Source organism: Rhodoferax sp. GW822-FHT04A08 (genome assembly GCF_058801025.1).
Genome location: NZ_JBXAMW010000018.1, coordinates 44,458 through 64,559, shown reverse-complemented (window position 1 = coordinate 64,559; position 20,102 = coordinate 44,458). Strand labels below are relative to the sequence as shown.

Genomic DNA, 20,102 nt, shown 5'->3' with positions numbered 1-20,102 from the left:
CTTGCTGACGTCCACAACATGGGCATAGATTCCCTCCACAACCCCTTGAACGATGTGGGGCGTATAAGTTGCCAAGCTGAATCGCACGTTGCCGTCGGGGAGCGTAATTTCACGCTCGAACACTTGCTTTTCACCCGCCATGGCCTTCAGGATGTACGGCAGATTTTTGGCATACAGAGGGCCCAACAGATCCCTCATTGAAATCCCCGCCATCTGATCCACGGATCTGCCAAACCAGTCGTAATAGGCACGGTTTGCGAATTGGCATCTCTGATCCCGATCCCAAAAAGCGATCATTGCATCTATGTGGTCCAGTGCAACAAGCGCCAATTCAGCACGTTTGTCAGGGTGCTCACTTGCTTGCTGCTTCATGCGAATCTCCTTATGAATATGCATTCATATGGGATAAGGTTACATTTTTAAATCTATCAAGTATTGATATTGGTCATATCTAAGGCAACCAATGTGGAGATAAATCAGGTTCACTCCCTTGCCTATCCACAGGTCTCTGGTTCAGGCCGCGGATCGAGGAGCCGGAAGAACCCATGAAATACGCGAAAGCCTGCTACATAATCGGTAGCAGGCTCTTTTGTTTGAGCAACTGTCAGGCCTGTTCGCCTAGACCTTGAATGTCCCGACCTCGTTTAAGAGGATCCGCCAACGCATTGCGCGTTGCCCGTGGTGTTTTGAGACACGGAAGCACTCTGTGCCGAAATGTCCGCTGTGTCCTGCCGTGACAGGTGTTCCAAGCCGCGAACCAAGGACGAAGCGCTTGGACTCTCGACAAATACGCACTGTTTGCCGGTGCGTTTGCAGAAGTCCTTGACCTTCCAATAGGCGTTGTGGCTGATGCAGCCCGTCTGGCAAATCACCAGGTCGGCAGCCTCCAGACTGGCATCCAGAACGTTTTGGCTTTGCTCCAAGCCGCCGTCGTGGTGGGTGAACCTGCCACCGACGCGCTCTATTGCCTGGCGATAGTTGGCAATGCTGCCGCTTCGTCCCCCCACACACAACACGGTCTTCTGATTCAATCGCAACGGTGCCGCAGATCGGTACGGTCTTGCGGTATCTGCTGTATGCGTGCCTTGCGCGTTCATGGATTCGGTGCACAGCGCTTCCAGCAGTCTTGCAGCGGATCTCAGCTTGGATTGCAACTCGACGTTATGTGCTTCGAGCTGGGAATGCCGCGCCGTCAGCAACTCGAACTTCCTCAGCAAACGCGGGGTGGCCTGCACATCCTGCATGCGGCCCCCACACTCTGCTAACTGAGCGAGGCGGCTGTCCTTGGCAGCAATCTCTGCCTGGAGTTGCAAGACCTGTGCGGTCAGCGCCTTCACCTCGCCGCACTTCTCTGCGAGCATCCGTGTGCATCGATCTTGCACCTTGGACAACTCCCGCGTGAGCACTGCGTTTTCATCCATCAGCGCATGGAACCTGGCCATGTCCACACGCACCGATGCCCCCGCCTGATGCTGCGACATGTGCATGTCGCGACACAGTGCGTCCTGTAGCGCGCCATCGCACCGCGGGTGTGTCAGCGCCGCCCAATAGGCACCCGCCACATCGCCGTGGCGCATGGCAGCGGCCCACAGGTCTGCAACTTCCTTGGCCGTTTTCGCCGCGCGGTAGGCCTTGATCTGCAGCGCATATCGCCTTTCCAGATCGACTTGCATGAGCTCGGACAGCACGTTGCGACGCGCGCACTGGGCCACCGCGCCCACGTGCACCTGGTAGTCGTCGAACAGGGTCTTTTCCCCGGCGGCCTTGTTCACCAGATGGCGCAATGCGTCCAGCGGGAAGCACACACCCACCACCGTGCAATGGCACTGGTGCTCCAGGTCCCAAAGCCGTCTGCGCCTGGAACCTGTTGATGAGGGCTGCAAAGGTGCGGACGTAGGCGCTACGCACGCCAAATTGGGTTTGCTCAACATAGTGCTTCCTAAAACTGGTTCAGGCACTGGCTGGCAACGGCTGGCTTGTGCAGTCTGGTGATATTCACCCGATAGAGCGGACACCTTTGATGCAACAACGCTTGTCCGTTTACCCATTCTAGTTGCGAACCATTCTCATTGGCAACAGGTCAACCACAATAAGTTCCGTGGCATTCGGCGGTCATAAAAGAGCTACTTTCGGACTATGCGATGGATGTCCTGTAGCACACCGCCGTAACGTTCAGGGCGCACATTCCCCAACTGAGGTTCGATCAAACGACTTCACACCTTCATCCATAAATCAACACCTGGGGAATAGACCATGACCAAATCTGCGTTTCAACTGAAAGTACTCGCCGGCCTCTTGCTGGTCATCGCCGGCAGTGCATCCGCCGCCACCTACACCAACGTTCCAGGCGGCGCGACCACTGGCTTGCCCTTCGCCTACTTTGGCAACGCAGCCAACCCAAGCGGCGACTCACCCAAGGTTGGCGAAGTGTTCTCCCTCACTTCGGCCGAAACACTCTCCTCCTTCAGCTTCTACGCGCTTGGCAATGTTGCAGCATCCCTGCAACTGAACGTGGCGCAATGGAACCCCACCACCATTGCGGCCGGAACACCCCTGCTGACCACCAGCAGTTCTGCAGTCGAGACCTTCAATTCGACCGGCGGCTACACCACCATTTCTTTCGACAACCTGGGCCTGAACCTGAATTCCGGCACCAGCTACATCGCCTACCTGACCAGCAGCGATCCCAGCGTGACGGGCATTCAACTGTCGCGCATCGCCAAGACAGCAGACACCACCGGCTTCGGCACTGCGGAGGCCCACTACAGCACCGTCAGCAACAGCTGGGTGCTCGGTCCGAACAACGGTTTCCTGAACCTGCAATACACGGCCATCACAACCGCCGTGCCCGAGCCCGAGTCCTACGCCCTGTTGCTCGCCGGCATGGGCCTGATCGGTGCCGTGGTCAAGCGCCGCAAGGCCAAGCAAGCGTAATCATGTGCTGAACAAAAAAACGGGAGCTCAGGCTCCCGTTTTTTGTTGGTGTGGGGCTAACGCATTCAGTGCACCTGCACCTCGCCCAGCAGTTTCTCCACCTGCTTGGCATCCTGAGCACCGGGCACGCGTCTGCCATCGGCCAGAAACAAGGTGGGTGTTCCTTCCACACGGTAGCGCTGGCCAAACTCCAGATTGCGGTCCAGGGCCGTGGTGTCGCAAGGCATGATGCCGCCGGTGGTGGCAACCTGATTCAGGATCCAGTCCTTCCAGGCGGCGCCACGGTCCTTGGCACACCAGATCTTCTTGGACTTTTCCTTGGAATCGGGCCCAAGTATGGGATACAGATAAACCTGCACGGTGACGTTGTCCACCTCCTGGAAGTCCTTTTCGAAGCGCTTGCAAAAGCCGCAGTTGGGGTCTTCAAACACGGCGATCTTGCGCTGACCGTTGCCACGCACAATGGTGAAAAAGTCCTTCTTGGGCAGGTCCTCAAACTTGATGGCCATGAGCTTGTCCATCTTCTCTTTGGTGAGGTCGCGCAGGTTCTGGGTATTGAGCAAGCTTCCCTTGATGATGTAGTTGGCCTGGGCATCTGTGTAGTAGAGGTCAGTACCGTTGACGCGCACCTCGTACATGCCGGGCATGGGCAGCTTGGTCACTTCATCAATGGACTTGAACTCGGGCAATCGCTTGGCCAGGTTCTTGCGGATGACCGCCTCCTGCGCGCACAGGCTCACGCTCAGCGTGGCCAGCATAAGAGACAGGCCCAAAGGCCGCAGACGAGACAGTTTGCTTTTCATGGCGAATCCTTACGGTGTGGCTTATTGGGCCCGCTCTGCGGGCAGCAGGCGCTCGGCATCGAGCTTGTCGCGGTATTCCTCCATCAGCGACTCGAAGGCCACACGCTTGGCGCCACTGAGCTGCTGAGGCAATTGCGTCACATCCACTTGCGCGGGCTCGGCGCATTGCGCCACCAGCTTGCGGCCCAGGCCGTACAGCTCGGTGTTGCGCTTCTCGCAGGCGTTGACTTGGCGGGTGCGGCTGGTGAGTGCGCCCTCCGACACTTTCAACTGGGCACTGGTCTGTGCCAGTTCCTTGTCGAGCGTCGCTGCGCGCTCTTGCGAGGCTTTCAGTTGTCGCTCGAGTTCAGCCTTGGCAGACAGCACAGCCTTGTTCTCCTCCAGTGCAGCATCGAGAGCTATCTGCAACTGCTTGTTCTTCTGGCCATCGGCATTGGCGCGCGCCTGCTCGCTCTTGACGCGCAGCTCCAGTGCCGCCTTTTCTTCGTCGGTCACGCGCAGTTTTTCCTGCAGCGCGGTCTGCGCCTGCTGCACGGTTTGCAGTTGCGTCTGGACGCGGCGCAATGCCTCGCGCTCACGGGCACCGGGTTTTTCTTCGGCATGCAATGCGCTGCCGGCAAACAGGCATGCCAGCGAAACCAATGCAATCCATGGGTATTTCATCAAAACTCTCCCAGCGTATAGCTGCTGCTGGCAGGCAGTGCCAGCTTCTTCACATCCGGCTTGGCGCCTGCTGCCAACAACAGTTGCACCATGTCATCGCGCTTGTAGAACTCTGCCCAATACAACGGCGTGAGTCCGTCCCGATCCGACGTGCTAGGACTGGCGCCATGGCGCAGCAGCAAGGCCAGCATGGCCGGATAGTTTTCATTGATAGCCACCATGCACAGGCTGTCACCCTGGCGGCTTCGCGCTTGCAGGCTAGCTCCGGCCTCCAGCAGCGCAGCGGCTGCGTCCACACGGTTGAGGCGCACCGCCTGCATCAAGGGGGACTCACCCGTGTCGGTATTGCCATCCACCTGTGCGCCCTTGCTGATGAGCAACTTGACCACTTCGGCGTGCCCCCCCAGCGCCGCTGCAGCCAGAGGCGACATGGCACCGCCGCGCCCGTCGGCCACGGCACCGGCGCGCAACAAATGCCGCACCACATCGCCCTGGCCCTGCTGTGCTGCCAATTGCACCTGTGTGCTGCCCCACTCAGTCACGGCGTTGACGTGCGCTCCCGCATTCAACGCGGCCTTGGTTGCTGCCAGATCACCATTGCTGGCGGCCTTCATTAGCACGCCATTGGCTGAAACAGTGGAAGCCGGCGGCCAATCCTGACCGCTGGCGACCAGTTGCTTGTATTCCGCGTCCGGTGTGCGAAAGCGCACCATGTCTTCGGGCGTCTGCACCCCGGCTTCCAGGCGCTGGCGCAGGGCCAGTTGCTCGGGCGCCATGGCGCAGCCGGAGATCTGCACCAACAGGCACAGCCCCAGGCCAAACGTAACCAGCAGTGAACTGCTATGTGCGTCAGAACTTGGCATTGAAATAAACCTGAAGAACGTTGACTGCCAGCGGCGGGCCGGAGACTTCATTGCTGGAGAGCCAGCGTGCAGATATCCAGTTGTTGCGGCCCAGCGCGTACTGCATGCCCAGCACATAGCCCTTGTTGTTGGTGCCGCCCAGGTGGAAGTCGTTGTCGGTCATGGAGTCCAGCACGGCATCGGCTTCCAGGTAGCGGTAGGCCAGCGAGGCTTGCCAGTCACCGCGCAGCAGCATGGACGGCATACCCACAGCAAACTTGAGCATGTAACCGGTGGTCTGACGTGCCACATCCAGTCCGGTGCGTTGCAGGATCTTCTCGTGGTCATAACCTATGTTCTCCACATAGTCCAGGGTAGAGATCAGGTGCACCGGGTCGTTCAGGCTTACGTCCAGCATGGCCGTCAGGTTGACGAGCTGGTAGTCCGAGGCCAATGCGTAAAGCGATGTCGCACCGCCATCGTTGGCAATATCAAACAGGGTGTTGCCCTTTTGCCGGAAGCCCGGGGCCGTGTTGTTGGTGGTGGTGAGGTTATAGCTATTTCGTTCACCGCTGACGTGCTGGAAGTCGTAATAGCCCAGGCCGATCTTGGCGCGCTTGTTGTTGTCTGGAATCCACTCCACCCCACCTTGTAATCCGACCAGCCATTTGGATTTGGCCTGGTTGGATGTGGAGGTTTCAATATCCTGCAACGCAAACAAGCCGGTGCCCACAAAGGGGCGCCAGACTTGGTCGGTCTTGGCCGCCGGATCCATCTGCACCTGGATGCCATCCAGCGTCAGGTTCTCGTTCCAGACCAGGTCGGTTCCAAACCAAGGCGTGGGCATGCGTCCGGCCGTCACGTTCAGCCAGGGCAATCCCTCGTCGTCGTGGTAACGCATGAAGGCGCGGTCCAGCGCAAAGCTGCTCTTGGCACCGGATGCGCCCAGAGTCTGGCTGGTCGACAGCGCGTCGGCGGCGGAGCCGGTGGTCAGGCGCAAGGCGGCGGACAGGTCTTGTGTGATCTTGGCATTGATGCCCAGCCGTGCGCGCATACGCAAGCGGTTGCGCTCATCGGTCATCTCATTGATGTTCTGGCCGTTGGCTGCAAGATACGTGGCCGATGCACCGTTGCTGCTTCCGTAGGTGTCGCTCTGCAGACCCACACGTATATCGCCTTCCACCTTGATGCGGTCTACCCACTCGGGGATCGCGTTGGCATCGGCCCAGCGTTCGGCCTTGGCCTGGGCAATTACCTCTTCGCGCACCTGGTCGCTGATCTGCTTCTTCACAATTTCGGGCACATAGGGCACGCGGATCGGCGCCTTTTCTGTCTTGGCCGTAGCAACCTCCGGCGCAGCACCCTTCTGCTCCGCCTGGCGCACCAGCTGGTCGGCCTTTTCCTGGGTCAGAAAGCCCTGCTGCACCAGCGCCTGGATCAGCCCCAGCGTGGTCTGGCGCAAAGCTTCCAGGCTTTGCGCCTCATCTGCATGGGCATGGCCCGCGGCGGCGAGTAGCAGCACTGCACACGCCACTGCCGAGGTCTTTGTTTTCATATTGGGGATAAACATCACAGCTATTTCTTTCTTTATTCATCGAGACGCAACGCGCAACCGGATCGGCTGCGGCATGTCGCTGGGTGTGTTTTCGCGCATGGCGGGCATGGCCCGCAATGCGGCCTTGATGGCTTCGTCCACTTCGGGCTTGTCACCGGCGCCCAGCAGCTCCACGCGGGTCACCACGCCCGTGCTGGAAATCCAGACATTCACGCTGCGCTGAAACTCTCCCGCAGTGCGCAATTTCTTGTCCCTTGCAATCACGTCCTGGATGCGCTCCTTCAGCAGCGCGCCATACCAGGCAAATTTGTTGCCCGTGCCGCCGCCCCCTCCTCCGATCAGGTCCGAGCCGCCCTTCTTGCCCACTAGCCCGAAGCCGTCGCCAGCTCCAGTCCCTGCCGCGTCCACCGCAAGGTCTGGGCCCGGCGGCGGCGCCTCGGCCTTGGTGGGCGGAGCATCCGGCTTGGGGATGTCCATCTTTTCCTTGATCTCTTCTTTGGGCGGCGGTGGCGGCGTCTTGGGTGGCGGTGGCGGTGGTGGCGGCTTCATCAGGGCGATTTCCTGAATCACCTTCTTCTTGCGCGGCTCTTCGCCACCTGCCATCAACTTGACCAGCCAGGCCACCAGCAAACCCAGCGCCACGACAACCGCAAGCGCCAGCAACGGCAGGCGATAGCGCTGCCATGAACTCTTCTTCGCACTCACTTGACCAACCGCTGCGTCACCAAGCCGACCTGGTTCAGGTCCAGCCGCCCCAGCATGTCCAGGACCTCCATCACCTTGGCGTACTGCACCGCCGAGTCACCCTTGAGCACCACGGGAAAATCCGGCGTGGCGCCCTTGAGCGCCACCAGCCGCTGCTCCAAGTCCTGGATGGTGGCCATGGGATAGGCGTCCAGATACAGGCTGCCATCCTGCGTGATGGTGATGGCCTTGGTAGCCGGCTTGGCCAGACTGGGCGTGTTGCTGGCCTTGGGCAGATTCACCTTGATGCCCTGCACAGAGGCTGTGGTCATTAATATAAATATCACCAGCAGCACATACGACAGATCCAACATCGGTGTGATGTTGATGTCGTCATAGACTGCACCGTCTTCTTGCGCCTTGGACATGATCAGCCTCCGTAGTTTTCCGCCATCTTGGTGACGAACTCATCCACGAACACCGTCATGTCGGCACCCACACCCTTGATGCGCGTTTGCAGATAGTTGTAGCCAAACAGCGCGGGAATAGCCACCCCCAAACCCGCCACGGTAGCCACCAGAGCAGCGGCGATACCGGGGGCAATCGCGTTCACATTGACGTCACCTGCGGCAGCAATGGCGGCAAAGGTAATCATCACGCCCACCACCGTGCCCAGCAAGCCCAGGAACGGTCCACCGGAAATGGCAATCGTCAACAGCACCATGCCCTTGTCCAGCCCGTGGCGCTCGCGCGTGAGCTGTGCATCCAACGTGGCGCGCACCGCATTAATGGACTGCGACGAAACAACCGGGAAGTCGTGGTGCTCATCATTCACCTTGGGGAAACGCGACATGAGCTCCATCACACCCACCTTGTAGATGCGGTGCAGTGAAGAAGCAGAAAAGTCATCCGTACGCACGCACAGACTGTCCAGCGTGCCCGCATGGGCCTTGGCATCCTGGCCCAACTCCAGCAGCTTGCGGGTCACATTGCCAAACTCTTCGTTGAAGTGCCGATTCGTGCGCTCCATGCGATTGAGCAGCACCAGCTTTTTGCCCATCACCCACAGGGCAATGAAAAACATCAGTACACAGATGCCAACCACCACCCATCCGTCCACCGTCAGGTTCTGCAGCGTGGCCTTGAAGTAGTTGGGGCCTTCACTGGTGTCGGTGGTTTGCTCTTCTCCTTGCGACAGCAGCTTGCCTTGCTCGGCCTGTGACTGCACCTGAGCCGACAGCCAAGCCTCGTTGCGCGCCACACCCGATACCTGGATTTCGTCTACCTGTGCCACCAGGGTGCTGCCTACACGCAACGCATCGGTGGCTACGAGCAAACCAGCCGCATTGGCCACAGCCTTGCCATCCACAAACAACACGGCCTGTGCGCCACCGCTCACCGCCACATGGTGCCAGGTGTTCAGGCTCAGTGCCTCTGCGGCCTTGGAGGTCACCGTACCCATTTTCAAAACCGGCACGCCACCGAGCAACGACACGCTGACGTTGCCAAAGGAAAATACTTCTCCATCACTGCGCTCTGGGTTGACCCAGGCCGACACGGTGATTTCCTTGGTCTGTTGCAGCGTAGGGTTTTTCACGACCACACCACCGTCACCGTTGAGGTGTGCAGAGCCTGCGATCAGACCGGACGGAACTACGGTCGCATGTGACTCGGTGGCATGCAGAGCCTTGCCACTGGCATCCTGGGGCAGACCTTGAGGTTCACCCAGGTGGTACACCGCGAGCTGCTGCGCATCAAACACCGGCGCAGGCGCCGCTGCTGCCGCCTTGGTATTGCCGTAATACATCCAGATGTGTTGCGTGGAGTTGCCCGTCTGCAGCTTGGGCACTTGCACCCAGACAAAGGCCAGGTTGTTGACACTGTCAAAGCGCTCTATCTGAAATGGCAACAGCGTCTTGTCGTCTTCTGCCAGAAAGCGCAAATCGCTGCCATCCTCTTTGCCCGCCAGAAAGTCAAAGTTGGCACTGGACAAACGCACCAGCACTGGCACTTGCGACACATCACTCGTGATGCCGGCGGCCTTGGTATCCAAAGTTATTTTTTTTCTGCCGGTCCAGTCCTTTTCCCACCAGGCGTGAGCAGACAGGGGCATGACTAAAAATAGGGCGACGATGGCTAGAAAACGTTTCATGGAAGTTGGATATAAATAGTCAAAAAGAACGCGGTTCGCCCTGAGCGGCAATCCTATGAATAGCGTATGTAACGCGTATGACATGGCACTGTTGTTCATGTCACTCACCAAAGCCCAGCACGTCCACGCGCACGACGGGTGGCCGTAAGGAAGTGGCCAGTGCCTGGGCCGAGCGCGCTGAATCCGCAGCGCTCTGGCTGGCCGCGGCAATCGTCTTGCTGGCGTCGTCACTCATGGAGCTGGCACCGGATGCGGCAGCGGTCACAGCGCTCATGTCGGCTACCGGCACGCCCACCGATTTGCCGCTCACCGTGACGTTGTCGGCGCCCTTGAAGTCCAGTGCGGCCACGTTCAGGTTGCCGGCGCGAATACCGGCGTCGCCTGCATTGACCGTGCCTTTGGGAGCAACCAGATCCACATCGCCCGCAGTGACGCCTGCAGTGGCCAACGCGCCGATACCGCTACCGGTGGCAGCGCCTTGCAGCACCAGGCTGGTGGTTCCGGTTTCATAGTTGGTCACCAGCAGCGGCGGCGGAACGGCGCTGGCGGTCTTCTTTCCCTTGCCGGCGTCAATACCGCCTTCGCTGGACCACAACATCACGTCGCCACCACCCAGCGTCAAGATGCGCGACTGGTTGACGATGATGTCACTGCGCGCAAAGCCTTTGATATTGCCCGTGCCCGCAACCACCATGCCCAGCACATTGCTCAAGGGCGACTTGGAGCTTCCAACCAATGCCTCGGGCGTGTTGGCCAGACCCACCACCACTTTGCCGCCTGGCACCATCAACTCGATATCACCGCCGCTCTCCGACTTCACCCGGCTGGCAAACAGATTCACATTGCCCTTGTAGTTTGCAAAAGTACCGTCGTTGGATTTGGTGGATATGCCCGGAAACAGCAACTCCAGCGCCGCATAGCCGCGCGCGTAGTCACCTTTGAACGCGCTGGATTTGTCGTTGTAGTCACGCCCGGTGGTGCGCAACGCGGTGTACACCATGTCGCGCATTTTTTGCCGCTGCGTTTCGGTGTTCTGGCTGGCAATGGCCGCCACAGCTGTGCGCGCCTGTGCGGCGTTCATGCTGTCGTCGCCCGCCAGCCAACGGGCCTCCCATAATGTGGCGTCGTCCGTAGATCCCGCCTCCAACTTGGCCAGCAAGCGCTGAACCGCAGTCACATAGTCGATGCCTTGCGCACCCACACCTGCTGCGAGCTGCAGGTCTGCACCCTGGCTTGGCAGATTCACGTTCTCCTGGTTGCCCAGGCTACGGATGCCACCGGATGTGCCAAGGTCCAGGTTGCGGCCGGCGGACACCTCCAGCCTGCCGGAGCCTGCTACCGTGATGCCGTCGTTCTCGGTGCGCTTGGTGGCCGCCGCGTAAGCAATATCGCGTCCGGCTTGTACCAAGCTGACGCTGTCAGTATTGGCGTTCTGTATCACGGCGTTGAAGTCCGTCACATCCTCACCGGCGCGCACCTGCACAGCTTTGGAAATGTCCAGTGTTGTGGACTTGCTGTCGTTTGTGGCCTGGGATACGCCCGACACATCTCCAGTCACCGCATAGATGTGCGCCGCTTCCGAGTCATTGGCATGCACGGGCGTACTTGCGTGTTTTTGTGCCGTCGTACTGGTCAGCACATTGGAGGGCAACGAGGGGTCAATCGGCGTGGCCGGAGCGGGGATCAATGCGGGGTCTCGGTCACTCACGGTCAACGAGCTATTCAAAGTCACACTGCCCTTGGCCAGCAAATCCAGCTGCCCCGTGGTGGACGGCATTAGCGTAGACACGCCACCGTTAGGTGTAACACCCACCTTTACATTGCCTTGCAAGGCCAGCATCTCCAGTCGAGAAGGCATGTAGTTGATCAATTCTCCGTAGCCTCCCTCGGAGGAAACCAAAATATTGGTGTAGGCATTTGTCAGGCTGGAAACGCCTTCACCACCAGTGGCTGTATGCAAAACAACGTCGCCAGACAGGCTGCTCAACGACACCTCGGAGGTGTCGCCGTATGTGGAAAATGCGGTGCGCCGTACGCTACCCGAGGAGTTCGCTTGTAAGTTACCCGTGGTATTCGATCCAACGGACTGCGGTAACAGTGTCGGGTTGACGACAGCCAGAATGTTGACATCCCCTTGCGCCTGCACCTTGGCAGAAGCATCACCCAGTGCAATGACCGGGTAGACAGCACCTGTTACAAGACTGTTGACGGCGCCCCCAATTTGCCCCCCCGCCTTGACCACCAACGAGCCGTTATCGGCGTAGAGCTCACCCCCCAATACACTGCCCCCAGCTTCCAGGCGCACATTGCCGCCCCCCGTCTTGAGTAACTTGCTTGCATCTACCGTAGCGGAGTTCGCCCGGCCTTGGGTGGCAGCACTGGCCCCCACGTTGATCAGGTCGGCACCGGCAGAGATCGACACATTGCCACCACCCAGCGTGGCAACGCCTTGCTTAAATAAGTCAAAGCGAACCCACCAAGCAGGGGTTGCGGGTACCAGGGTATTGCCCGTTACCGGAGCAATGTAGTAAGTATTGCCATCCGGACCTACGCGCCCTTCACGGAACAGCCACTCAGAATAGAGCTGATCGGAAGCCACCATGCGGACGTTGCCACCGGCTTTGAGGCTGACGTCGCCGCCGTTGCGGGTGAACTTGGCGTTCTGCGCAGATATCGGTGCGACAAAGTCAGACAAGGTGGCGGAATACTGCTGCCCGGCGGTATAGACCACAGACCCTGCGCTGCCCAACGTGATGTCGTTGGCCGATGCCAGCGCAATGCTGCCAGTCCCGGTGCGTATCATTTTGTCGGCCGCCAGCGTCAGGTTACCGGCCGTTGCACTGGTCGCCTTGGTGGTCATCACGTTGGCAGCAGCCGTGTCAGCACCTGCAACAAAACGATACGACCAGGAGTTCTTGCCGCTTCCGTCAGCGTTCAATGCCAGCGGCGAGGTTGGCACGCTTCCGGTTGGTGTTGTGTTGCGCGTGGCATTGACGAATCCGTCCGACACATTGGCATTGACGTTCAGATTGCGGCTGGCACGCAGCGTCAGTGCGCCCGGCTCCAGCGTACTGGTACGCAGCGTTGCAAAATTCAAATCGCTACTGATGCTCAGGTCGAGTGCCGACTGCACTTCCACGCCGGCCCGCACATGCAACAGAGACGGGTCCAGATGCGTGCTGAGCGCACTGGCAATGGCACCCGCATGGGCCGTGACACTGGCGTTGTCAAACACCATGTTGCCCAGGGTGAGTGTGCTGCCGTTGTTCCAGGCGGTGCTGGTCAGCGTACCGGTGATGTTGCTCACACCGGTATAGGTCTTGACGGCCTCCACTACCACGGAGCTGGCGCCGGTGATGCTGCCGTTCAAGGCTTCTACCTTGACACCCGTATCCACGCTGCCATCGGTACGCGCGGCACGCAGGTTCACCTGCCCACCCACGCCACCGGCGAGTGCGCTGACGTCCATGCTGCTGCCGGCTTCCGCGCGGATCTTGCCGCTGGTGGAGCCCAGCGCAACTTTCCCACCCGCCTTGCCGCTGGCGCTGGAGGTGGCGCTCAGGGAAGCGGTGGACGCCAGCGTCAGGTCCGAGCCCGCGTTCAACGAGATGCTGCCCTGCTCCGCTCCTGAGGCTACAACGGAACCTTTGACCGTTAGCCTGCCCGCATCCGCAGCAATGTCCACCGTCTTGGCACGCACTACGTCTGCCGTATCGACCGTGACATCTCCATTGCGTACACGCAGCTGGCGCTCGCCGACAAAGCCGCTGCCCAACGCGCCGTTGAAGCTGGAGAAACTCGCCAAGGTACCTACGTCGACCTGCACGCGCGCACCCTCACCACTTTCACCCTGTGCATTGGCGGCGTTGGTGCCACGCACATTGCCGCTAGCCAGTTGTACCGTGCTGGTATTGCTGCCCTTGGCGGATAGCACCAGCGTGCCAGCGTCACCACCGGCGGCGCCTGACACATCGACCCAAGCCCCGGTGTCAAAACGTACATTGCCCGCTGCGCTGGTGAGTTCTACCCGACCCGCTGAAGACACACGCTGCTGGTCAAAGAAGCTGACCGTCTGACCAGACACGTCCACCTTGGCGTTGACACCCAGGGTGACATCGCCACTGTTGGCCACCACCTTGAGGCTGCCCGCATACAGGTCCACTTCGGTGTTGATGGCCACGCTGTCACCGGACAGCGTCCACTTGGCGCCCAGTTCGGTGACCGGCGTCAGGGCGACTGCGGACGTCAATGCATTCACCGCGACCGAGCCACCATTGACTGCCAGGGTCTGGTCAGAGCCTGCCGCGCCGGTGATGCGGGCGGTGTTGACGACAACCGGTGCATTCACGTTCAGGCTGCCCGTGCCCTGCCCCACCACTTGCCCGGAAGAAATCGAGACGTTCGAAAACTGGTCCAACGTCTTGTCGCCATTGCCCAGAACCAGTGTGTCGCTCACCACGTGCAACTGACCCGCACCGGTGACGCCGCCATTGGAGAACGCAACCCCACCCGGATTCGACAGTTGCACCGTTTGCGCATGGATGGACGCGACATTGCCGGCAGTCCCGTGCCCCACGATGCCTGCCCCCTGCAGCGTGAGACTGGCCAGCGTGGGCCGTTGGCTCTCATTCAGACCACCTACCTGCACATCACCATACATGTCAAATGTGGAGTAGCTGACTAAGCTCATGCTGGCCAACGCACTGAGCGCATCCAGTTGGGCTTGTGTGTATGTCAAGCCGGTCACGTTGGGCGTGCTGCCGGTGTTGCCAAAGTTGATCTTGGACGCACCCACGGATAGATAGCCTGCCACTGCCTTTCCATCTTTCTGAAAGACGTAGCTGCCTTTGAAACTGTTGTCCTTGGTGGCGTCCAGTGTGATGGCCTTGGCGGACTGCAGTACGCTGCTGGCGTCACCGGTGACCGTACCGCGCGTGCTGCCCGGGTTGCCACTGCGCACCAACGTGGCTGTGCTATTGGCTACACGCACCAGGGCACCCATGCCCGAAGTGGTGAGCGTGCCGCCATCGGTGCCGCTGCCATCGGCGACGATTTTGCTACCGGCCTTCAGGTCCACCGCATTGTTGGCGGCCAGAATGACTTCGGGGGCCTGCAAAGGGGTTGCCGAACCATTGTCCAATGTGACGTTATTGGCACCTACCTGTATGCTGGTCGTGCTGCCACTCACCGTGCGTGTACCGCCCAGCAACAAGCTGCTGGCGCCCATGGCATTGAGGGTGTCCACGTTCACCTGTGTGGCCGTGCCGTAGTTGCCTGCGGTGGCGCTGTTGACAATTGCCAGTTCATTGGCACTGATATCCACAACAGCGCCTTTTCCACCGCTGGCTGCTGCCGTCACGAAGGTGCCGTTGAGTTGCAGGCTGGACGCCCCCTGGCCGGTCGTGGAGATGCTCAGCTGCCCGGCATCTGCAGGCCCATTGCTGCTGGCAAAGAAGTCCGAAGCCTGGGTTACGGTCAGTTCCGAGCGTGCATGCACTTGCGCCCCAGTCAGCACCTCAAAGCCCTTCCAGGTGGCATCCCGTGGCGCATTGGCGCGCGAGTCGGTCAGGTAACCGCTGGCAATGCGCACACCGTCTTGGCGCGTGTATTCCTGCCCCGGCAGGATGCTCGACGCCGTATCCAGACGCACGGCATAGGCACCTGGCAACAGCGCGTAGTGGGCTGGCAGCAAGGTGTAGGTGCCGGCCTTCAGGCCCGGCACTCCACTGAGGTAAATGGATGTGCCAACGCGCAGATTGAAACTCTCTTGCGGATCACTGGGCGCAAAGCCACCCTTGAAGCTGGGTACTACGGCGTAGATGTTGGCATCACTCAAAATATCGCGCGAACCACCAGGCCCCACGGTGAACTCATACGCCTGGACATCACCGCCACCGGCCACGTTAACGGTGGAGCCGCTTTGCATGTCCACTGTGGTACCGCTCACGCTGACCGACTTTTGCGGCAGTGCGGGCACCTCCAATTGCCCTTTCGGTACCTTCGCAGGATCTACGTTAACCACCCACTTCAAGCCATTCTGAATCTGGCCCAGCGGCAAAATCGATCCGGCATCCGCCGCCACCGAGGTCACGCTTCCGGCAGACAAGGTCACCGCGTTGCCAGCGTTCAATGCAATCTGGCCCAGCGGCGCCCAGATGCGTCCGGCCTGCTCGATATTGGCGGCGTCCACTTCCAGGCGCCCCAGTGCTGACAAAGGCTGGGTAGGCGCATCTCCCACCGCTTCAAAACGGATGGTCTTGCTCGGCGCCTGCAGCGTGATATCGGCATAGGTGCTGGGCGTCACTACACCCGCCTTCAAGGTCAGGTTGCCGGTGCTGGTGATGGTGGCTGAGTTTTCATACGTATCAGTGGTCTTTCCTGCCGCATCCAACTTGTCGCGCGTGATGCCACTCAGTTGCACCAGTTCCGTCCCCGTCAGTGTGGAAGAAGCCATGCCTTTGAGACGCAAGTTTCCCGCGAGTTCCAGCATGCGGGCATTGGCCGTCAGCGTGCCCGTGCTTTGGCTGGTTCCAGCGGTACCGATGCGGTTGTTGGTGTCATAGTTGCCCAGGCGCACGGCGTCGGCGGTCAAAGTCACATTGCCGCCATCGGTCTCAATTCGTGCGGCGTCGAGCTTGAGTTCGCGCATGGGCTGTGCCCGGCTGCTACCAATGTCCACATTGCCCTCCAGCACAATACCGTCCGGACTGCTGATGGATACCGTATCGAATCCGCCAGCCTCTATGGTGTCAGCTCCAAGGCGGGAGCGGACGACCGTTCCAGGAAGAACCACCGGATTCACATCGGTGGCCGTGCGGTTACTGATCTGCGTAGCGACGCTGCTGGCCAGATGAATCTCACGTGCATAAATGTCATAACCGGCTTGGCCGTCAGGACGTGCGGTCGTTGTCAGCGTGATGCTGAGGTTGCCATTGCGATAGCCATCCGCGCCGCCCTGTGCTTGCAAGGTGGAGTCCAGGACCAACGCTTCCTTTGCCGACACCACAACACTGCCGGCCTCGCTGCCCTGCATGCGGCCTATGCCCCCGCTCTCGTTCTTGACATCCAACCACACCGGGGCGGCACCGTTCACCGAGATGCGGCTGCCTTTGAGCGCGGCTATATAGCCCTTGGTGGAATTGAGATTGACGGTACCGCCTGCGTATACGGTGCCCTTGGTTTGGCCTTTGGAGTCAACCGAAGTTACCGCGATGCCGCTGGCATCCAGTACCGCGCCGCTACCTAACCACAAGGCATTCGCATCAGCTGCATTGCCGGGTGTCAGATTACCCCGGTCCAACAACAGATTGATAGTGCCGCCGTGTGCGACCAAGGCTCCTTCTACGTCCAGCGTATTGAGCGCATTCAGGTTCAGCGTGCCGCCAGCCTCGGTGGTAAGGCTGGCGCCGCGACCAATGGTCAGCACACCAGTTCCGGCTGTGTCTTTCTGCGCCGAGAGTGTGACATTCACGGCCTTGCGCACCGTGCTGTCGTCTAACAGTACCTGGCCCACGTCGGCCATAGCCGTACCGGTAGCCAAGGAACCCACACCCCTGAGTGCGCCCGTACCAACATCCTGCGACAGGATCTTGCGGTTGCTCTGCTGTGCAAGCACTTGCGTTCCCGCTGCTACATCCAGCGATGTCAACCCGGTCAACTGGTAGCTGCCAAAACCTCCGCGCGTCAGGAGTCCGCTATCCAGTCCCAGCGTGTCGGCAGCCGCTTGCCCACCCAGCTGAATCTTGTTGGCCGTGAGCTTGAGCGTGCCGCCCTGCGTGGCACCATAGGCCTGCATGGCGGAGGGCAAACCGTTAACGCCGTAGGCAGACACCTCCAGCGTGCCTGCCTTGCCGTTGCTGATCTTGCCCTTGCTGTCCATATAAGCACCAGCACTTGCGTCCAAGGATGCGCCTTGGCCAAAGCTGACCATGCCCTCGGTCAGAAAGCCGCCACTGGGATCGCCAATGACCGCAGCCGTCACACTGACGGTGCCGGCATTCAGCGTCGGCACAACAGACGCCGCTGTACCGGCCAGCTTGTCGTTCACCCATTTGCCACCCACGCTCAATGCCACGTTGTCGGCAATCTTCACACTGGGGGTGCGGGCGCCAATGTCGGTACCAGAGGTGTTGCGGGCCGACAGCGTGATGGCGCCGCCTGCGACTGTGATGTCCTTTTCAACCGTCAAGCCAGTGGCCACCAACGTGACTTCACCCTTGTCGGGTGCCGTCAGCGTGGCATCGCTGACCAGGCTGTTGTTGGCATAGATGTCCAGGTTGGCAACCTTGTCCACGCCCAGCAACTGGCCGTTGATTTCAAGGGTGGCTTGCTGCGTAGCGGTCAGTGCTGCATCCTTGGCAAAATCCGCGGCCAAGCTGCTGGCACCGTCCTTGATCAGTACCTGCTGGTTGGATTTGTAGTCGGTCGTGGAGCCAAGGCCGGAGTTGATCGTCAGCGTGGCGCCCTTGGGCGTATTGGCACTTGCGCGCTGCAGCCTACCAACGGTGGTGGTGCCATGGATATCAGACTGGATATAGGCCGACCCCAAGGACGTCACATTCAGGGTGCCCGCATCCTTGCCCTCCACATAACCCTCCACATAACGGCTGGAAGGTCCGGAGCTATAGGTTTCGGTGTGGTTCCAGCGGCCATAGTCCACCACCAGCTTGGACGCCAAGCTGGTGTAGCGGGTGGTCGCCAGAGCCTTGGATATATCCACCGTTTTGCCACCGGAGCTGACCAGGCTGCGCTGCACCACGGCGCTCTGGTAGTCCAGACTGCCCCCCGACAGATTGATGGTGGAGCCGTTTTCCAGAATAGTTTCGCCTTCCGAACGGATGTTCACGGTGCCAGCTGCAGTGGACCGCTCTGCCACGGTGCGCGTGGTCTTGGCCGCATAGGCCGTCAAGCTGTCCTGGGCGATCAGCGAATTGGAAGTCGCTTGCGCCGTGGCGATGTCCACGTACACGGTCTGGCCGCGCAAGGGGCCCACCTGGTTGATGGGCGAGTCCTTCAACTCGTCACCACGCAATTGCACTTCCACGGTGTTGCGCGCCACCGATACAGCCACGTCGTTGAGGCCGGAGACATCGATCAAGGCACCAGATGCGATGTCGATGCGCGCCGTGCTGGATTGTTTGGCGAAAGGGGAAACCGACTGGAGTGTGGTGGAGTCATCCACCGCCAGAAAGTCCACCTTGCCTGACGGCGCAATCACCTGTGCGCCACTGGCCATGTAGATGCGATTGCCCACCACACGTACTTCCGAGCGCTTGTCCAAGCCGATGCCACCGGTACCATCCACCGAAGTGGTGGTATCCGCCACTTCGGGCATGACCGTGGTCACACTGCCGCTGCCCAGCATGACGTTGCCGGTGGCACTGGGATCGCCCATGGTGGGCCTGAGCAATGGGTTGTTGTAGCCGCTGGCCGTCAGGTACACGGATCCGTTGGACACCACCGAGGTAGTGGCTTTTGCAATGCCGTTCTGGTTGACGGCATAACCCACCATGGTGATGTTTCCGCGCGGTGTGAACAAGGTACCGCTGTTGCTGGCCAGGCCCAGCTTGTCCTCGGCACTGTTTGCCAAGCCAGCAGGCACCGCAGCATGGGTCGCTCCGGCATCGGTGGGAACTTCCACCTCCACCAGCAAACCGCGCGTATTCAGATTGGCATCATCTGACACACGCAAATAGGCCTTGCTACCCGCGGCCAGTACGACCTGCCCATCGGGCGCTGTGATTGTGCCTCGGTTGACCACGGTGGGTGCCAACAGCATGACGCGGCCCTGGCTGCCCGCGGTGATCTGTGCGCCTTCCATGACCTTGATGAAGCCCTTGTTCACCAGGTCGGCATTGTTGAAATCCTTGGTGCCATTGAACTGCGCCTCATTGCCACCCAGCAATCCATTGGTGATGAAGCTGTCCACCATGTTCAGGCTGCTGGCCGTGAAGTTGTTCAAGTTGACCTGCGCGCCATTCATGAAGGCGATGCCGTTGTTGTTGACCAGAATGATGTTGGCCTGCTGCCCGGCGCCTTGGGTAATGGCACCCGAAATGACGCTGGGGTTGGCGTCCCAGATGCGGTTGAGCGAAGTGAAGCTGGCGCCTTGCACCAGGTTGTTGGTGGCCAATGAATCCACCTGACGGAACTGCACGGTATTGCCTGCACCGATATTGAAGCTCTTCCAGTTCAGGATGGACTTGTTGCCTACCTGGCTGACCACACCCACATTGCCGTTGACCTGGTAGCTCGCCGTCCCCAGCTTGGCAAAGTTGCCTGGAACTCCCCCATTGGCAGCCACAGGCAGCACGGCATAGGCAGGGACTGCCATCAGACTGCCAGCTAGCATTGCGCCAGCCAAGGTGACGCTGGCCGGTGATTTACCCCGCCTGCGGGCGGTCTCTGCCTGCGGCACAACCATGCCGAGCGTGGCACTGAATACAAGCTGATAACAATTGCGGTTCATG

The 20,102-nt window shown here is 60.0% G+C and carries 11 protein-coding genes; 1 reads left to right on the top strand and 10 read right to left on the bottom strand.

Annotation, left to right across the window (positions count from 1 at the left end; translation table 11 throughout):
• A partial coding sequence (locus AC1RMF_RS23360; protein ID WP_493144678.1) for a PAS domain-containing protein occupies positions 1–372 on the bottom strand: 372 nt, incomplete at its 3' end.
• Between the two features lie 272 nt (positions 373–644).
• Positions 645–1,931 (bottom strand): DUF2325 domain-containing protein, encoded by a 1,287-nt coding sequence (locus tag AC1RMF_RS23355; protein ID WP_493144676.1) that lies wholly within the window; start codon positions 1,929–1,931, stop codon positions 645–647.
• 322 nt (positions 1,932–2,253) lie between these two features.
• On the opposite strand from AC1RMF_RS23355, the gene AC1RMF_RS23350 reads away from it, so the two are divergent.
• A complete protein-coding gene (locus AC1RMF_RS23350; protein WP_493144675.1) occupies positions 2,254–2,934 on the top strand; it encodes a PEP-CTERM sorting domain-containing protein in 681 nt (226 codons plus the stop codon).
• Positions 2,935–2,999: 65 nt separating this feature from the next.
• Here AC1RMF_RS23350 and AC1RMF_RS23345 read toward each other — a convergent pair whose 3' ends face one another.
• The 8 genes from AC1RMF_RS23345 to AC1RMF_RS23310 all read right to left on the bottom strand — a co-directional run bounded on the left by AC1RMF_RS23345 (position 3,000) and on the right by AC1RMF_RS23310 (position 20,101).
• Positions 3,000–3,737 (bottom strand): DsbC family protein, encoded by a 738-nt coding sequence (locus tag AC1RMF_RS23345; protein ID WP_493144673.1) that lies wholly within the window; start codon positions 3,735–3,737, stop codon positions 3,000–3,002.
• Positions 3,738–3,758: 21 nt separating this feature from the next.
• A complete protein-coding gene (locus AC1RMF_RS23340) occupies positions 3,759–4,400 on the bottom strand; it encodes a hypothetical protein (protein WP_493144672.1) in 642 nt (213 codons plus the stop codon).
• Positions 4,400–5,263 carry an ankyrin repeat domain-containing protein gene (locus AC1RMF_RS23335; RefSeq protein WP_493144671.1) on the bottom strand — a complete coding sequence of 288 codons (864 nt, stop codon included), beginning with the start codon at positions 5,261–5,263 and terminating at the stop codon, positions 4,400–4,402. Before AC1RMF_RS23335 ends, AC1RMF_RS23340 begins: the two co-directional genes overlap by 1 nt.
• A complete protein-coding gene (locus AC1RMF_RS23330) occupies positions 5,250–6,797 on the bottom strand; it encodes a putative porin (RefSeq protein ID WP_493144669.1) in 1,548 nt (515 codons plus the stop codon). The genes AC1RMF_RS23335 and AC1RMF_RS23330 overlap by 14 nt, the downstream gene beginning before the upstream one ends.
• A 36-nt stretch (positions 6,798–6,833) precedes the next feature.
• The gene (locus tag AC1RMF_RS23325; protein WP_493144668.1) at positions 6,834–7,502 is read right to left on the bottom strand and encodes an energy transducer TonB; all 669 of its coding nucleotides are present in this window, start codon (positions 7,500–7,502) and stop codon (positions 6,834–6,836) included.
• The gene (locus tag AC1RMF_RS23320; protein WP_342617533.1) at positions 7,499–7,909 is read right to left on the bottom strand and encodes an ExbD/TolR family protein; all 411 of its coding nucleotides are present in this window, start codon (positions 7,907–7,909) and stop codon (positions 7,499–7,501) included. Before AC1RMF_RS23320 ends, AC1RMF_RS23325 begins: the two co-directional genes overlap by 4 nt.
• A gap of 2 nt (positions 7,910–7,911) precedes the next feature.
• Positions 7,912–9,633: a DUF2341 domain-containing protein gene (locus AC1RMF_RS23315; RefSeq protein ID WP_493144667.1), complete on the bottom strand. Its 1,722-nt coding sequence runs from the start codon at positions 9,631–9,633 to the stop codon at positions 7,912–7,914.
• A gap of 100 nt (positions 9,634–9,733) precedes the next feature.
• Positions 9,734–20,101: a filamentous hemagglutinin family protein gene (locus tag AC1RMF_RS23310; RefSeq protein WP_493144665.1), complete on the bottom strand. Its 10,368-nt coding sequence runs from the start codon at positions 20,099–20,101 to the stop codon at positions 9,734–9,736.
• Position 20,102 lies beyond the last annotated feature (1 nt).